This window comes from Ruegeria sp. AL3, from assembly GCF_056536065.1.
This window is the reverse complement of sequence record NZ_JBQFJG010000002.1, coordinates 259,253-274,711: the sequence shown is the minus strand read 5'-3', so window position 1 is coordinate 274,711 and position 15,459 is coordinate 259,253. Positions and strand designations below refer to the sequence as shown.

At 58.8% G+C, this 15,459-nt stretch carries 16 protein-coding genes; 12 read left to right on the top strand and 4 right to left on the bottom strand.

Translation table 11 applies throughout. The annotated features are described in order from the left end of the window. Nucleotides 1–11 precede the first annotated feature (11 nt). Both ACR3E6_RS17695 and ACR3E6_RS17690 read right to left on the bottom strand, forming a co-directional pair. Entirely contained in the window at nucleotides 12–1,214 is a 1,203-nt protein-coding gene (locus ACR3E6_RS17695; protein WP_480488473.1) for an acyl-CoA dehydrogenase, read from the bottom strand. Continuing rightward, a complete protein-coding gene (locus ACR3E6_RS17690) occupies nucleotides 1,211–2,386 on the bottom strand; it encodes a pyridoxal phosphate-dependent aminotransferase (protein WP_480488471.1) in 1,176 nt (391 codons plus the stop codon). The genes ACR3E6_RS17695 and ACR3E6_RS17690 overlap by 4 nt, the downstream gene beginning before the upstream one ends. 89 nt (nucleotides 2,387–2,475) lie before the next feature. On the opposite strand from ACR3E6_RS17690, the gene ACR3E6_RS17685 reads away from it, so the two are divergent. Continuing rightward, nucleotides 2,476–3,381, top strand: coding sequence for a LysR family transcriptional regulator (locus tag ACR3E6_RS17685; RefSeq protein ID WP_480488469.1), 906 nt, complete (start codon nucleotides 2,476–2,478; stop codon nucleotides 3,379–3,381). A gap of 43 nt (nucleotides 3,382–3,424) precedes the next feature. Here the strand turns inward: ACR3E6_RS17685 and ACR3E6_RS17680 are convergent, their stop codons facing one another. After that, nucleotides 3,425–4,300, bottom strand: a complete 876-nt coding sequence (locus ACR3E6_RS17680; protein ID WP_171723884.1) for a LysR family transcriptional regulator — start codon at nucleotides 4,298–4,300, stop codon at nucleotides 3,425–3,427. Between the two features lie 132 nt (nucleotides 4,301–4,432). Between ACR3E6_RS17680 and ACR3E6_RS17675 the strand changes: the two genes are divergently transcribed. From ACR3E6_RS17675 to ACR3E6_RS17630, 10 genes are all read left to right on the top strand, one after another. Continuing rightward, nucleotides 4,433–5,398, top strand: a complete 966-nt coding sequence (locus ACR3E6_RS17675) for an NAD(P)-dependent oxidoreductase (protein WP_480488467.1) — start codon at nucleotides 4,433–4,435, stop codon at nucleotides 5,396–5,398. Between the two features lie 304 nt (nucleotides 5,399–5,702). Beyond that, entirely contained in the window at nucleotides 5,703–6,734 is a 1,032-nt protein-coding gene (locus ACR3E6_RS17670) for a sterol desaturase family protein (RefSeq protein WP_480488465.1), read from the top strand. 168 nt (nucleotides 6,735–6,902) lie between these two features. Continuing rightward, nucleotides 6,903–7,718: a PaaX family transcriptional regulator C-terminal domain-containing protein gene (locus ACR3E6_RS17665; RefSeq protein ID WP_171232340.1), complete on the top strand. Its 816-nt coding sequence runs from the start codon at nucleotides 6,903–6,905 to the stop codon at nucleotides 7,716–7,718. A 234-nt stretch (nucleotides 7,719–7,952) separates the two neighbouring features. Next, a complete protein-coding gene (gene pcaF, locus ACR3E6_RS17660) occupies nucleotides 7,953–9,155 on the top strand; it encodes a 3-oxoadipyl-CoA thiolase (RefSeq protein WP_480488463.1) in 1,203 nt (400 codons plus the stop codon). A 15-nt stretch (nucleotides 9,156–9,170) separates the two neighbouring features. Further along, a complete protein-coding gene (paaA, locus tag ACR3E6_RS17655) occupies nucleotides 9,171–10,148 on the top strand; it encodes a 1,2-phenylacetyl-CoA epoxidase subunit PaaA (protein ID WP_171118422.1) in 978 nt (325 codons plus the stop codon). A gap of 23 nt (nucleotides 10,149–10,171) precedes the next feature. After that, on the top strand, nucleotides 10,172–10,456 hold the full coding sequence (gene paaB / locus ACR3E6_RS17650) for a 1,2-phenylacetyl-CoA epoxidase subunit PaaB (RefSeq protein WP_171118424.1): 285 nt from the start codon (nucleotides 10,172–10,174) through the stop codon (nucleotides 10,454–10,456). After that, nucleotides 10,456–11,214 carry a 1,2-phenylacetyl-CoA epoxidase subunit PaaC gene (gene paaC / locus ACR3E6_RS17645; protein ID WP_480488460.1) on the top strand — a complete coding sequence of 253 codons (759 nt, stop codon included), beginning with the start codon at nucleotides 10,456–10,458 and terminating at the stop codon, nucleotides 11,212–11,214. The genes paaB and paaC overlap by 1 nt, the downstream gene beginning before the upstream one ends. 6 nt (nucleotides 11,215–11,220) lie before the next feature. Continuing rightward, nucleotides 11,221–11,679 (top strand): 1,2-phenylacetyl-CoA epoxidase subunit PaaD, encoded by a 459-nt coding sequence (gene paaD, locus ACR3E6_RS17640; protein WP_171118426.1) that lies wholly within the window; start codon nucleotides 11,221–11,223, stop codon nucleotides 11,677–11,679. A 13-nt stretch (nucleotides 11,680–11,692) separates the two neighbouring features. Continuing rightward, complete coding sequence (paaE, locus tag ACR3E6_RS17635) at nucleotides 11,693–12,766, top strand: 1,2-phenylacetyl-CoA epoxidase subunit PaaE (protein WP_480488458.1); 1,074 nt, start codon at nucleotides 11,693–11,695, stop codon at nucleotides 12,764–12,766. 13 nt (nucleotides 12,767–12,779) lie between these two features. Next, nucleotides 12,780–13,541 (top strand): Phenylacetic acid catabolic protein, encoded by a 762-nt coding sequence (locus ACR3E6_RS17630; protein WP_480488456.1) that lies wholly within the window; start codon nucleotides 12,780–12,782, stop codon nucleotides 13,539–13,541. A gap of 254 nt (nucleotides 13,542–13,795) precedes the next feature. Here ACR3E6_RS17630 and ACR3E6_RS17625 read toward each other — a convergent pair whose 3' ends face one another. Further along, nucleotides 13,796–14,887 carry a zinc ABC transporter substrate-binding protein gene (locus tag ACR3E6_RS17625; protein ID WP_171723878.1) on the bottom strand — a complete coding sequence of 364 codons (1,092 nt, stop codon included), beginning with the start codon at nucleotides 14,885–14,887 and terminating at the stop codon, nucleotides 13,796–13,798. Nucleotides 14,888–14,944: 57 nt separating this feature from the next. On the opposite strand from ACR3E6_RS17625, the gene ACR3E6_RS17620 reads away from it, so the two are divergent. Further along, nucleotides 14,945–15,457, top strand: coding sequence for a Fur family transcriptional regulator (locus tag ACR3E6_RS17620; RefSeq protein ID WP_171119062.1), 513 nt, complete (start codon nucleotides 14,945–14,947; stop codon nucleotides 15,455–15,457). Nucleotides 15,458–15,459 lie beyond the last annotated feature (2 nt).

Here is a 15,459-nt window from a genome sequence, read left to right as displayed (position 1 = left end):
TTCAGATGTCCTTAGGCGAAGGCTTGCAGGCCTGTCTGCGCACGGCCCAGGATCAGGGCATGCACATCATGGGTGCCTTCATAGGTGTTGACGGTTTCAAGGTTCACCATGTGCCGGATCACGTGGAAGTCCTGACTGATCCCGTTGCCACCATGCATGTCGCGGGCATGGCGGGCGATCTCAAGCGCCTTGCCGCAATTGTTCCGTTTGATCAGGCTGACCATCTCGGGCGCGGCGCGGGCTTCGTCCATCAGGCGACCCACGCGCAGCGCGGCTTGCAGGCCCAGCGTGATTTCGGTCTGCATGTTGGCAAGCTTCAGCTGGAACAGTTGTGTCTGCGCCAGCGGACGACCAAACTGTTTGCGGTCCAGCCCATATTGCCGGGCCGCGTGCCAGCACGCCTCGGCGGCGCCCATCGATCCCCAGGCAATGCCGTAACGCGCACGGTTCAGACAGCCGAACGGGCCTTTCAAACCTTCGACATTGAGCAGCAGGGCGTCCTCGCCGACCTCGACATTGTTCATCACGATCTCACCGGTGATCGAGGCGCGCAGAGACAGCTTGCCTTCGATCTTGGGGGCCGACAGTCCAGCCGTTCCCTTGTCCAGGACAAAGCCCTTGATCTTGCCGCCATGCGCTTCGGATTTGGCCCAAACGACGAACACATCGGCGATCGGGGCGTTCGAGATCCACATTTTCGACCCGTTCAGCACATAGCCGCCCTCGGTTTTCTTCGCGACAGTCTTCATCGAGCCGGGGTCCGAACCGGCATCGGGTTCCGTCAGCCCGAAGCAGCCGATAAATTCGCCGGTTGCCAGTTTGGGCAGGTATTTCTGGCGCTGCTCTTCGGTGCCGTATGCGTAGATCGGATACATCACCAGGCTGGACTGCACCGACATCATCGAACGATAGCCGCTGTCCACACGCTCGACCTCGCGCGCGACCAGACCATAGGTCACATAGCTGGACCCAATACCGCCGTATTCCTCGGGAATGGTTGTTCCCAGCAAACCCATCTCACCCATCTCGCGAAAGATGGCCGGGTCGGTTTCTTCATTGGCAAACGCGGCAGTTACCCGAGACAGCAGTTTGTCCTGCGCGTAGGCATGTGCGGCATCACGAACCATGCGTTCGTCTTCGGCCAGCTGGTCTTCCAGCAGGAACGGATCGTCCCAGGTGAAGGGGCCAAGGTGCGGGGCGGATTGAGGTTTCATGCAAGTTTCCTTTCCACAGCGGTTTTCAGACGCGCAAGGCCCGCTGCAATTGTATCTTCAGCATAAGCGAACGACAGGCGAAGATGGCCCGGCATCCCAAAGGCGCGGCCGGGCACCAGGGCAACGCCGGCATCTTCCAGCAACCACGTGCAGAATTCCGCGTCACTGTCAAATGGCCCGCCTTGTTCTTTCAGCAGGCCAGTGCAGGACGGAAAGGCATAAAACGCCCCGTCCGGGGTGGAACAGCGCAGCCCGGGTACCGCGTTCAACCCGTCGACGACCAGATCGCGGCGCGCGGCAAAGAGGGCGCGACGCACCTCCAGCAACTCGGGGTCGCAAGTGATCGCGGCCAGCGACGCCCATTGCGAGATCGAGCATGCCCCCGATGTGACCTGACCCTGAACAGCGACCATGGCGCTTATCAGATCGGACGGTCCGATCCCCCAGCCGATGCGCCATCCGGTCATCGACCACGCCTTGGCCACACCGTTGACGATCAACATGCGATGGGTCAGCGCCGGGGCGGCCTCGGCCGCGGACGTGAAAGGTGCAAAGCTGAGATGGCGATAAATCTCATCGGCCAGAACCCAGACCTGCGGGTGGCGCTCCAGGACTTCTGCCAGCCCCGCAAGTTCTGCCTTAGCGTAAATCGCGCCCGACGGGTTCGAGGGTGAATTCAGCATCAGCCAGCGCGTGCGCGGTGTGATGGCGGCCTGCAATTGTTCAGGCAGCAGTTTGAAGCCCTGTTCCATCGGGCAGGGCAGAACAACCGGCACCCCACCTGCCATCCGGACAATATCGGAATAGCTGGTCCAATAGGGGGCGGGCATGATGACCTCGTCGCCGGGGTTCAGGCTGGCCAGCATCGCATTTGCGATCACCTGTTTCGCGCCTGTTGATACGATGACCTGGGTCATCTCGGCACCTGCTTGTCGGGCAATTTCCGCGCGTAGTTCAGGCACACCGGTAGTGGGCGGGTACTTGGTTTTGCCCTCCAGTGCCGCTGAATGCGCAGCTTCGACCACACGGGGCGGCGTCGGCAGGTCCGGTTCGCCGGTTGACAGCGCCAGAATATTACGCCCTTGGGCGCGCAGGCGGGCGGCGGCCTCTGAGATCTGGACGATTTCCGACAATTCGATACCGTTCAACCGGTCAGCGCGCTGGAACACCATGAACCTTCCTCTGCAATCAAGTTCGGTTTTAGCCACAAAGGTACTTGAGAAAAATACGCCAATGAGTATCTTTTCAGTGACTAAAACTCATGAGTTCCATGCCCCGGATCAACTCACTGCCATCTCTGGCCCTAATGCGCAGTTTCGAAGCCGCCGCGCGCCATGAAAGCTATACCATGGCGGCCGAAGAGCTTGGCGTGACGCAAAGCGCGATCAGCCGTCAGGTCCGAGAGCTTGAGGCCGCGATTGGCGTTACGTTGTTTCGGCGGGTTGGACGCGCAGTGCGCCTTTCCAAAGCGGGGCGGGCCTTGCGGGACGAGCTGGCAGGTGATCTTGAACGTCTCAGCGGCACGATCAACCGTGCGATTGCAGCCGGAGACGGTGCGTCGCTTTTGACCCTGGCCGTCCTGCCCACCTTTGCGACACGGTGGCTGGTGCCGCGCCTGCCGGATTTCAAAACGCGCCATCCCGGAATCGAACTGGATCTGCACTCTTACACGACGCCTTTCAGCCTTGAAGAACGACGTATGGATCTGGCCATCCATTTCGGGCAGGAGGATTGGCCGGGCGCGCAATTGCGCAGGTTGTTCCCCGAGCATCTGGTGGTCACGGCAGCACCTGCGCTGCTGAGACGTCACAGGCTGGACACCCGTGCGCAAACCTTTGAACTGCCGCTTTTGCATCTGACCTCGCGCCCCGAGCTGTGGTCTACCTATCACTCTCAACTCGGGCTGGATTCGGGGGCGGTTTTTCCGGGGATGCGGTTTGACCAGTTCTCGATGCTGATCGAGGCCGCCGTCGTCGGTTTGGGTGCCGCCGTTCTGCCCTCGTATTTGATTGAAGAAGAGTTGGCGTCCGGCGTTCTGACCGAAATCGGCCAGATCGCCAACACGTCGAACAGCGCCTATTATATCGCAACGCCAACAGGTCAGAAGAACGACGCCGTTCAAGTTTTTGCAAACTGGATCAGCAAGCAGACGCGGGCACGCGCGTAACTGGGAAAAACACAAGATCGAACTCACTGCCCGCAGGCACATCTCAAGCGAAAATCTGTTTGAGCCAGGTTTCAAACATCTGTTTGGCAGCAGAGTTCGCGTTTGATCTCTGACCATCGACAAGGAAATGGCTCTGTTCGATTGGAATGGCGTCCCCGACTATCGCGATGGACCTTCCGGCCTTGATTGCGGTTCTGGCAAAGCGCTCAAGGATTACCGCGTATCCTCCACCTTCCGCCACGATGTCCACGGCGGCAATTGTCGTGTCCACGGTGAAGCAAGACGCCGCAGGAGAATACTCTGTGCCGAAAGCGGAAAAATACCGGTGCCACATGTCCTGAAATCCCAAAATCTGTATCTGGGGTTTGACCAGCAGTTGTTCCGTCGAAGGCCATTTCCGATCTCGTGATCCGGCTGCAACCGGAACGATACGTTCGTCCGAGATCTTGCTGAACGGCCCGTCGTTCCATTCCCCGTTTCCCAACCGCAGCTCGACATCGACGTTTTCCCTGCCCGCGGATTCTGCCCAGATATTTGAAACCAACCTGATCGATACACCCGGGTGTGCGCGTGAAAACTCAGGCAATCTGCCGGCAAGGAACAAGCTGGCCGTGGAAATCGGCACACGCACGACCAGCTCATGCTTGTGGCTGGAGCCAAACAGGCTTGCGGTTGACAGGTCGATATCGCCCAAGGCGCGCCGAACTGAAAACGCATACGCCTGCCCGACCTCTGTCAGGCTGAGGTTGCGCGCGGCACGAAAGAACAAAGGGCAGCCCAGCTGTGCTTCCAATGAGCGGACGTGCAGGCTCAAGGCCGTCTGGGTGATGCCAAGCTCTTCTGCCGCAGCAGTAAAGCTCATATGCCGTGCGGCACAGTCAAAAGACCGCAGCCAGACCAGATTGGGCGTTTTTGACATTTCCAGCACCAAAAAATTTTATGGATACCGGCGATATTTATTCGTTTTACACGCTGCATTCAACGCCCGTAGATTTCATCAGGGAAAAACAGCGCTGGTCCTATGATTGGCCACCGGAAAGGGAACGCAGGTATGAAAGTTGGATTTATCGGCCTTGGAAATGTCGGCGGGAAACTCAGCGGCAGTTTGCTGCGCAATGGCGTTGATCTGACCGTACATGATCTGAACTCTGACCTGGTGTCAGGTTTCGTCGACTGCGGGGCAAAGGCCGCCGAGAATCCGGCACAACTGATGCGGGATTGTGATGCGGTGATCACCTGCCTGCCTTCTCCGGCGGCTTCGGACGCTGTGATGCAGGACATGCTGCCCGAAGTGACCGAGGGCAAAATCTGGATGGAGATGTCCACCACGGATGAAGCTGAGGTCAAGCGTCTAGGTGCGATGGTGAAGGAACGCGGTGGCGCTGCCGTCGATTGTCCGGTCTCGGGCGGGTGTCATCGGGCGGATACCGGCAACATTTCGATTTTTGCCGGATGTGATCGCGCCACGTTCGAACGTATTCTGCCCTTTCTGACCACGATGGGGCGTCGCATCCTTCATACCGGTGAACTGGGATCTGCTTCGGTACTGAAAGTGCTGACCAACTATCTGGCCACTGCAAACCTGATCACCTGTTCAGAGGCGCTTGTGGTCGCCAAGGCCGCCGGAATGGATTTGAATACGGCGTATGAGGCAATGAAGATCAGTTCGGGAACATCCTTCGTGCATGAAACCGAAAGTCAGGTCATCCTAAACGGATCTCGTGATATCTCGTTCACGATGGACCTGGTGTTGAAGGATATCGGCCTGTTTCAGGAGGTGGCGGATCGCGCCGGGGTGCCGCTGGAGATCAATCCGCTGATGATCGAGATTTTCAAGGACGGGATCGAGAAATACGGCCCTCGTGAGTTTTCCCCCAACATCATCCGCCGGCTCGAAGACAAAACCGGGCTGGATATCCGCGCGCCGGGGTTCCCATCGGAAATGCTGGACGATGAACCCGAAGAGCCCGGTTACGAAGTGATCCCGCAAGGATCTGACCTGAAGGCCGCCGAATAGGGCGGTGCGCGGCGGGCAGGAAACGGATCTACAGTATGGCGGATCATCATTCTTGCGCCGTTGCATTCACCGACTAGGGCGGATCCTGCATCACGCCTGAAGCAAATCGGCTGAAACGTCTGGCCGTTTTTCGTGCCCCCAAGAAACCAGATCGGCGGGGCAGGTCGCGCAAGGCGCTCGGTAACCACCGCCCGTTCCACGAATAGGTCACATCATGTATCGTCGGCCGTCCCGCAAATATCCTTACGAGCCGCCACCGGCCTGGTCCTGAAAAAGGTGACTTTAATCAGGAAAGGACAATCACGTGACGATCCAAGATGCGAACCCTCAGGACACCACCAACGCACCGCCCGAGCCCGGCCCCATGAGCCGCGAATGGCATTGGCACCCGGACTTGCCGGTGAAATACGCCCCGTACTGGAACTGGCCGCCGAAAATCGGCGTCCTGGCGAAATGGGTTTGGCAGAACTGGCTTCAGTTTTCGGACCGCTCGATCTTTCTGGCCTTGGCCTTCCTTGTGGCCTTCTTGGTACAACCCGTAGATGCCGGGCAGGCTTCGTTTGCCCCGGGCTGGATGTCATGGGTGTTCATTCGGAACTGGGTGCTGCTGTTGATCGTCGCCGGTGGTCTGCACATGTGGTTCTACGGGGTCGACGGGCAGGGAAAGCTGCTGAAATACGACCCACGGCCTTACATGAAGCGCAAGAATGCTTTGTATAAGTTCGGCTATCAGACCTGGGACAACATCTACCATTCGATGGTCTTTGGCGCGACGTTCCTGTCGATGCTGGAGTGTTTTCTGCGCTGGATGTACGCCAACAATTATATCGCCACGCTCAGCTTCACGGCGCATCCGGTCTGGTTCGTGCTGCTGTTTCCGATCCTGGCGATCTGGCAGAGCTTTCATTTCTACGTCGTGCATCTGTTTCTGCACCAGCCTTTCATCTACAGACATGTTCACGCCGTACATCACCGCAACGTCAACACCGGCCCATGGTCGGGCATGTCGATGCATCCGGTCGAGGCCTTGGGGTATCTCAGTGCCATCCTGATCGTGCTGGTACTGCCCAGCAACCCGGTGCACATGATCTTTCTGGGGTATTGGCTGATGTTGGGCGCCGCCTCGTCTCATTCCGGGTACGAGGCCATCTGGGCGCGAGACCGTCAGGCGTTGTTGATCGGGGCGTTTTTCCACCAGTTGCATCACCGGTATTACGAATGCAATTACGGCAACGCAGAAATGCCCTGGGACAAGTGGTTCGGAACCTATCATGATGGCTCGGACGAGGCCACGAAACGGACTCGCAACCGCAAACGTGACATGCATTTCAAATAGAGCGGCACGCAACGCGGGCCGCGCGCAGCTGGCGCTGCCTCGGCCGATCATTTGTCTTGCCCGATAACGCTTGACTGAACCGATCCCGTTGCCGAAATCCTGGCCCTGTACGAAACCGGGCGCGCGGGGCCGGATGGCAATTCCCTCGGGCCTGATTATACTGCCCAAATGAAAGATACCGCTCCAGATTGGTTTGAAACCTGTGTCAGCCGGCTGACCACGACAAGCACCCAGCGTGTGTGGTCTGTTCTGGTCACGATTTTCGGCGATCTGGCGCAGGATGGATCAGATCAGATCAGTGGATCACTCATCACGGCGCTTACGCGTCTGGCGGGGATCAGGGCCGAGGCCACGCGTGTTGCCCTGCATCGGTTGCGCAAGGAAGGCTGGATTGAAAGCACGCGGGTTGGTCGGAACAGTGTGCACAGGCTGACCAGCTTTGGCCGCCGTCAAAGCGTTGCAGCCGCACCGCGTATCTATTCCCGCGACCCGAACATGCCGGATATCTGGCATGTCCTCATCGCCAGCAACTCGGAAAGTTCCCGAAAGGAATTGTCGGACTTGATGCTGACGGGGGATTACTTCTCGCTGAATGCGTCCACGGCCATGGCGCCCGGGCCGATGCCGGATGATCTTGAAGAGCTTCTGGGTTTCGAGAGCGACACGATGTCCGTCCCGAACTGGCTTCGCGACCTGTGCGGGCCGGAGCCATTGAAAACCGCCTATGATCAATTCTGGGATGCCATTCAGGTTGTTGAGCGGCTTTTGCCCGCAGAGGGGGCGGGCGACCCGATGCGGTCGGCGGTTCTGCGCGTACTGGTGGTGCATGCCTGGCGACGTATCGTTCTGCGCCACCCAAGCCTGCCACCGGTTTTCCTGCCGGACGACTGGAAAGGCGCCGCATGCAGAGAAGCTGTCTCGCACTTGTTGGACAGGCTACCGCGCCCCTCGCTATCGAGCTTGGAAGCCGAGCTGATGGACTGACCCACAGCGGGGCAAAGTTCGGGTGAGCTGCCGGATGTCCTGCCATTGTTAAGAAGGGCTGCGTCGTCTTTTTTGCAGTCAAGAAAACCTCTTTGGTCAGTAGTCACATTTAATGTTACAAGATGTACGGCACATAAGAAGATTGAGTAACATAAGACTTGCATCGAATCAGGGGAAGATTTATTAACCGACCAGACGGTAGATATTGTTCCATGGGAACAGGAGTACTCTAAGATGGACGCTTTCATTTGTGACGCGACGCGCACTCCGATCGGGCGCTACGGAGGAGCGCTTTCGACGGTCCGCACAGATGATCTGGCTGCTTTGCCGTTGGCGGCATTGAAGGCGCGCAACCCTCAGGTCGACTGGGCCAGTGTTGACGACGTGATCTTTGGCGATGCCAATCAGGCGGGCGAGAGCAACCGAAACGTTGCGCGTATGGCGGCGCTGTTGGCGGGTTTGCCGATTGAAGTGCCGGGAACGACGGTGAACCGTCTGTGTGCCAGTGGCATGGATGCCGTGGGAATGGCGGCGCGCGGCATCAAGGCGGGCGACTATGATTTGGCCATTGCGGGTGGCGTGGAGAGCATGTCCCGTGCGCCGTTCGTGATGCCCAAGGCAAGTTCGGCGTTCACCCGCAGCAACGCGGTGTACGATACCACGATCGGATGGCGTTTCGTGAACCCGAAGATGAAGCAGGCATACGGCGTCGATTCCATGCCGCAAACGGCCGACAATGTCGCCGAAGATTATGGTATCAGCCGGGAAGACCAGGATGCCTTTGCCGCGCGCAGCCAGTCCCGCTGGGCCGCCGCGCATGCGGCTGGGGTGTTCAAGGACGAAATCACCCCGGTTTCGGTTCCCCAGCGCAAGGGTGATCCGATTGTCGTTGATACGGACGAGCACCCGCGCCCGGGAACTACGGCAGAAAAACTCGCGGGTCTGAAAGGTGTGAACGGGCCCGACAAAACCGTGACGGCGGGAAATGCGTCCGGTGTGAATGATGGCGCGGCGGCGATCCTGATGGCGAATGAGGCCGCAGCAGCCAAGAACGGCCTGACCCCGATGGCCCGTGTGGTTGGCATGTCGGTTGCGGGTGTTGCACCACGTGTGATGGGCATCGGCCCGGTGCCGGCCAGCCGCAAGGTGTTGGCCCGCGCAGGACTGAGCGTGGATCAGATGGACGTGATCGAACTGAACGAGGCGTTTGCGTCACAGGGCCTTGCCACCTTGCGCGAGCTGGGTCTTCCCGACGACGCGCCCCACGTGAACCCCAACGGTGGCGCAATAGCGCTGGGCCATCCCCTTGGCATGAGCGGTGCGCGTCTTGTGCTGACCGCGGCCTATCAATTGAAACGTACCGGCGGGCGCTATGCCCTGTGCACCATGTGTGTGGGTGTCGGGCAGGGTGCGGCCCTTATACTTGAACGCGTGTAACGGAGGAGACGGGACATGTATGCTCAGATGGTAGAATCCGAAGCGTCGAATGAAGATCCGGACAAGCTTGCTGAATTCCAGGCGCGGATCGACGCGGACATCAAGATCGAGCCAAAGGACTGGATGCCGCACGGGTATCGCAAGACGCTGATCCGTCAGATTGGACAGCACGCTCATTCCGAGATTGTGGGCCAATTGCCGGAAGGCAACTGGATCACGCGCGCGCCGACGCTGGAGCGGAAGGCGATCCTTCTCGCCAAGGTGCAGGACGAGGCCGGGCACGGTCTTTACCTGTATTGTGCCGCCGAAACGTTGGGTGTCAGCCGCGATGAACTGACCGAGATGCTGCTGGATGGCCGCATGAAATATTCGTCGATTTTCAATTACCCGACCTTGAACTGGGCCGATATCGGTGCCGTCGGGTGGCTGGTTGACGGGGCGGCGATCATGAACCAGGTGCCGCTGCAAAGAACGTCCTACGGGCCGTATTCGCGAGCTATGATCCGCATCTGCAAGGAAGAGAGCTTTCACCAGCGTCAGGGTTACGATGCCATTCGCAAGATGGCCGAAGGTACGCCCGAGCAACGCAAGATGGCGCAGGATGCGATGAACCGCTTCTGGTACCCGTCACTGATGATGTTCGGTCCGTCCGACAAGGACTCGGTGCATTCGGCCCAGTCGATGGCGTGGAAGATCAAGATCAACACCAATGACGAGCTGCGCCAGAAATTCGTCGACCAGACCGTGCCGCAGGCTGAATATCTGGGTCTGACAATCCCTGATCCGGATCTGAAGTGGAACGAAGAGCGGGGGCATTACGACTTTACGGAACCCGACTGGTCGGAATTCTTTGACGTGATCAAGGGCAACGGCCCGTGCAACGTGGATCGGCTGGCCGCGCGCAACAAGGCATGGGACGACGGCAAGTGGGTCCGTGACGGGCTGTTGGCCCACGCCCGCAAGAAACAGGCCGGCAATCTGGCTGCTGAATAAGCTTACCCTGAGGAGGATACCCGATGAATACCGAATGGCCCCTGTGGGAAATCTTCATCCGCGGTCAGCATGGGATGAGCCACCGACATGTCGGTTCGCTACATGCCCCTGACGCGGAAATGGCAATCAAGAACGCGCGCGATGTTTACACCCGCCGTAACGAAGGCGTCTCGATCTGGGTGGTCGAAGCCAACAACATCTCGGCTTCGTCGCCCAGCGACAAAGGCCCGCTGTACGAACCAAGCCAAAGCAAAGTGTACCGCCACCCGACTTTCTTCGACATTCCCGATGAAGTGGGGGCAATGTGATGACCCGGGACGAGGCATTTCTGCAATTCCTGCTGCGGATGGGGGACAACACCCTGATCCTCGGCCATCGTGTCAGTGAGTGGTGCGGCCATGCGCCGGTTCTGGAAGAAGACATAGCGCTGGCCAACACCGCGCTGGACCTGATTGGTCAGACCCAGATGTGGCTGGGCCTTGCCGGAGAGGCCGATGGTGGCAAAAGCGCCGACGATCTGGCCTTCCTGCGCGACGCCTGGGATTTCCGCAACGTGTTGCTGGTCGAGGTGCCGAACGGCGATTTCGGCCGTACGCTGATGCGTCAATTCCTGTTCGATGCGTGGCACTCGATCATGCTGGGGCGGCTGATGGCTTCCTCGAACGAGCGGGTCGCGGCAATCGCCGCCAAGGCCAGCAAGGAAGTGACCTACCATCTGGAACGTTCGGGCGACACGGTTGTCGGGCTTGGCGACGGAACCGAGGAAAGTCATGCACGGATGCAGGACGCACTGGATTACCTGTGGCCCTATGTGGGCGAGATGTTTGCCAGCGACGAGGTGGACGCCCAGATGGTCGCCGCAGGGATCGCGCCGAACCCGGCGGATTTGCGAGAGGAATACGACGCTCTGGTTGAGCGGGTCCTCAATCAGGCGACGCTGACCATTCCGGAAAGCCGTTTTGCCCATAAAGGCGGCCGCAACGGGCGCATGCATACCGAACATCTGGGCCATCTGCTGACGCAGATGCAATGGCTGCAACGCGCCTATCCCGGAGCAAAGTGGTAAAAGCGGATGCGGGTCTCGACTGACCAGATATGGAGCTGGCTGGATGCCGTGCCCGATCCCGAAATCCCGGTGATTTCCGTCGTGGATTTGGGCATTGTGCGCGATGTGCGCTGGGACGCTGATACGCTGGTCGTAACCGTCACGCCAACGTATTCCGGTTGCCCGGCGACATCCATCATCAGTATGGATATCGAAACCGCCTTGCGCGATCACGGCATCGGGGATCTGCGCATAGAAACCAGCATTTCACCCGCCTGGACCACCGATTGGCTCAGCGAAAAAGGCCGCGCCAAGCTGGAAGATTATGGAATTGCGCCGCCGCAACCCGCGGGCGGCCCGGATCGCTGCCCCCATTGCGGCAGTAAAGCAGTCGAAAAGGTCAGCCAGTTCGGCTCGACCCCGTGCAAGGCCCATTGGCGCTGCGCGGACTGTCTGGAACCCTTTGACTATTTCAAGTGCATCTGAGGAGGAGCACCGGATGGCACGTTTTCACGACTTGAAAGTCACCGACATCCACAAAACCATCCGCGATGCGGTTGTCGTTACGCTTGAACCTGTTAACGGCGCAGCGGAACAGTTCGACTTCACCGCCGGCCAGTACCTGACGTTCCGGCGCGAATTCGACGGTGAAGAACTGCGCCGCTCCTACTCCATCTGTGCCGGCAAGGATGACGGTGTTCTTCAGGTTGGCATAAAACGCGTCGAGGGTGGCGCGTTCTCAAGCTGGGCAAATGAAGAGCTCAACATAGGTGACGTCGTGCAGGCAATGCCGCCCATGGGCAATTTTCACGTGCCCATCGATGCGGATGCGGAAAAACAATACGTTGGCTTCGCCGGCGGATCGGGGATCACGCCTGTTTTGTCGATCCTCAAAACCACGTTGGCACGCGAACCCAAATCCCGATTTACGCTGATCTATGCCAACAAGGGCATCAACACGATCATGTTCCGCGAGGAACTGGAGGATCTGAAAAACCTCTATATGGGCCGGCTGAACGTCATCCACATTCTGGAAACCGACGCGCAGGAGATTGATCTGTTCACCGGTCTGGTGACGCAGGAAAAATGCCGCGAGCTGTTCAAGCACTGGATCGATGTCAAGAATGCAGACACCGCATTCATCTGCGGACCAGAGCCGATGATGCTGGGTATTGCCGCCGCTCTGCGGGAACACGGTCTTGAGGACAGCCAGATCAAGTTCGAACTCTTCGCCAGCGCCCAGCCGGGTCGGGCCAGACGCAAGGCAGACGCGGCCGACGCAGGCACGCAGGCAAACCAGACCAGTGCTTCGATCACACTGGACGGCGCGACGCAGACCGTCACCTTGCCGAAGGATCAGTCCATTCTGGATGCCGCCCTGGAAAATGCCATGGACGCACCTTACGCCTGCAAGGCCGGGGTCTGTTCAACCTGCCGCTGCCGTGTTCTTGAGGGCGAAGTCGAGATGCTCGCCAACCACGCGCTGGAAGATTACGAGGTCGAAAAAGGTTACGTGCTGAGTTGTCAGGCTTACCCGGTGACCGACCGCGTGGTCGTGGACTACGACCAGTAAAGGGAGAGGATCAATGACCGACGCCATGACACTTGACAGCTATCTGGCCGCAGGCGGAGTGCTGACCAATCCGACCAACGTACCCCCGCGTTACCGCGCCGAGCTGATGAAACTGATGGCTACGTTTGTGGACAGCGAACTCGCAGGTGCCGCAGGCTTTGCTGATGTCATCAACCAGGGCCCCGGCATAAAGGAACGCATCGCGGCGGCGAAGATCGTGCTGGAAAAGACGGACCATGCGGACCGGGTTCTGAAAATCATGGGTGAGTTCGGCGCCGACACGGATCGTTATGCCACGCATCACCCGTGGACTGCCCGGTTGGATCGAAAAGCGGATATCGGCGCAACCCGCAGCGAACATGACATGCGGCTTGCGGTGTTCAATTATCCGATTTCCGGTTGGACTGATGCCGTCGTCATGAACCTGCTGATGAGCCGTGCCGTGGCTGAGCAACTGGCCGAGTTCTCGACCGTCTCTTACCAGCCACTGGCCGAGGCTTTCCGGCAGATCGCACCGATCGAGGCACATCACGGCGAACTGGCGTTGGAAGGCGCCGTGAAGCTGGTTGAAAACGGAGAGTCGCAAGACATGCAAGACGCAGTGGACTATTGGTGGCCACGCGTAGCGGTGTCTTTCGGGAAGGATGACCCGAAACGATTTGAGCATCTGAGATCACTTGGCCTGCGCCACAGCACCAACGCTGCCCTACGGGAACGGTGGACGCGGGCCGCGGAGGCAGCCCTGAAAAGGTTGGGTTTGAAATCACCTTCCTGAAAGAACTTCTCAAGGCGCGAGACCAATCAGTTTCCGAGGCGATCCGACAAGCACGTTGGTGATTGCGACGTGTTCCTGAAGGTTTGTTTGGTTGCAACACGCTTGATCGAAGAGGCGGCAGTGCCCGGTTTCCCTGGCACCGCCGTTGAGCATGAAGAGGTTGCCGTTTTTTTCGGTCGCCGAGTTGATCCGCCCCGTCTCCTGAAAGGTTGAACCCGGCCAGTTTCTCAACCTGAGCCGGGTTTGCAACAGGGCTAGAGACACTCGGCCAAGGTTCTCGCCATGTTAAGAATGACTTGCGGGTAGAGATCGGCTCCGGGTTCCAGATCAGAGCCCAGCGGATCGATTACGCCCGTTTTGGCCTCGGTCCCGTCCAGCACGGTTTTGACGATGCCGGGGTTGAACTGCGGCTCGGCGAGAACGCATTTGATACCTTCTTCGCGGATACGGCTTTGAATCTCGGCGATACGAGCCGGGCTCGGGTCCGCGGCGTCGGCGATGGAAATCGCACCTGCGGCCGGAAAGTCAAATGCATCCTCGAAATACTGGTAGGCGTCGTGGAATACGACGAAGCTTCCTCCGCGAACCGGTCCAAGCGTCTCGGCCACTTGTTCAGACAGCGCGGCCATTTCAGCGCGCGCGGCTGTGGCATTGGAAAAATATGCACCAGCATTGTCCGGGTCGGCAGACGACAGCTGCGCGGCGATCAGGTTCAGCCAGGTTTCTGCATTCGTCGGTGAAAGCCACGCATGTGGGTCGTGCGCGCCATGCGCGTGATCATGATGCTCATCGTGCTTTTCGTGATCTGCATGTTCTTCGTGACCGTGATCATCATCCTTGGCGTGGTCGTCGTGATCATGCTCGTGGTCATCATCCTTTGCATGGTCGTCGTGACCATGTTCATGATCATCGTGATCGTGCCCGTCGTCTTCGATGTGCTCATCATCATGATCATGTTCGTCTTCGCTGCCATGATCGTGTGCCTCGAAAACAGCGCTTTCGCGGAACTCCAGAAGAACCGTACCATCCGCGTCAAGAAGGGACGTGACCGTCGCACTGTCGGCAAGGGTTTCGATGGCACTTTCCATCCAAGGTGTTAGGTCTTCTCCTAACCAGAACACCAGATCGGCATCCTGCAATGCGGCCGCCTCGGACGGGCGCAGGTTGTATTCATGAGGCGAGGCACCGGGTGCGACGATCAGGGCCGGTGTTCCGACGCCGTCCATAACCCGGGAAACGAGCGAGTGGATCGGTGCGATATCGACCGCGACGTTCGGAACGTCCGCGATGGCCGTTCCTCCCATCAATGCAACCGTGATCGAAACTGGAAGAAGCTTTCTGGACATCAGACCCTCTGTGTGATTTTATAACGTTACGAGTGGCAATACATGATATGAAATAACATGACAAGCGATACGAATCCTGTCTCTGTCGATGAGGCGGCCCCGGTCGGGTTTCAGGAACATGACCATCAGAGTTGCGTCAAAACTGCGTTGGTATCCGCCGAGGCGCGCTGCAAGGGCGAGGGGCTGCGCCTGACGCCGGTTCGTCGCAAGGTCTTGGAAATGCTGCTGCAAGAGCATCGGGCCCTTGGTGCCTATGCAATTCTTGACCGCCTGCGAGAGGAAGGGTTCGGGTCTCAACCTCCGGTCGCCTATCGGGCGCTTGATTTCCTTGTTCAAAACGGGTTCGTTCACAAGATCGAGCGGCTGAATGCATTTGTTGCCTGCTCTCATCCCGGCGCGTCGCATTCGCCGGCATTCATGATTTGCAGAAAATGCGATGCTGTTGCCGAGGCGCAGTCCACGCCGGCCAAAGGTGTTCTGGGTGCCGCTGCGCGCGCAGCGGGTTTCGAGATCGAGCGAACGGTTGTAGAAGCCGAGGGACTTTGCCCCGACTGCACCGAAAAGGCCTGAAA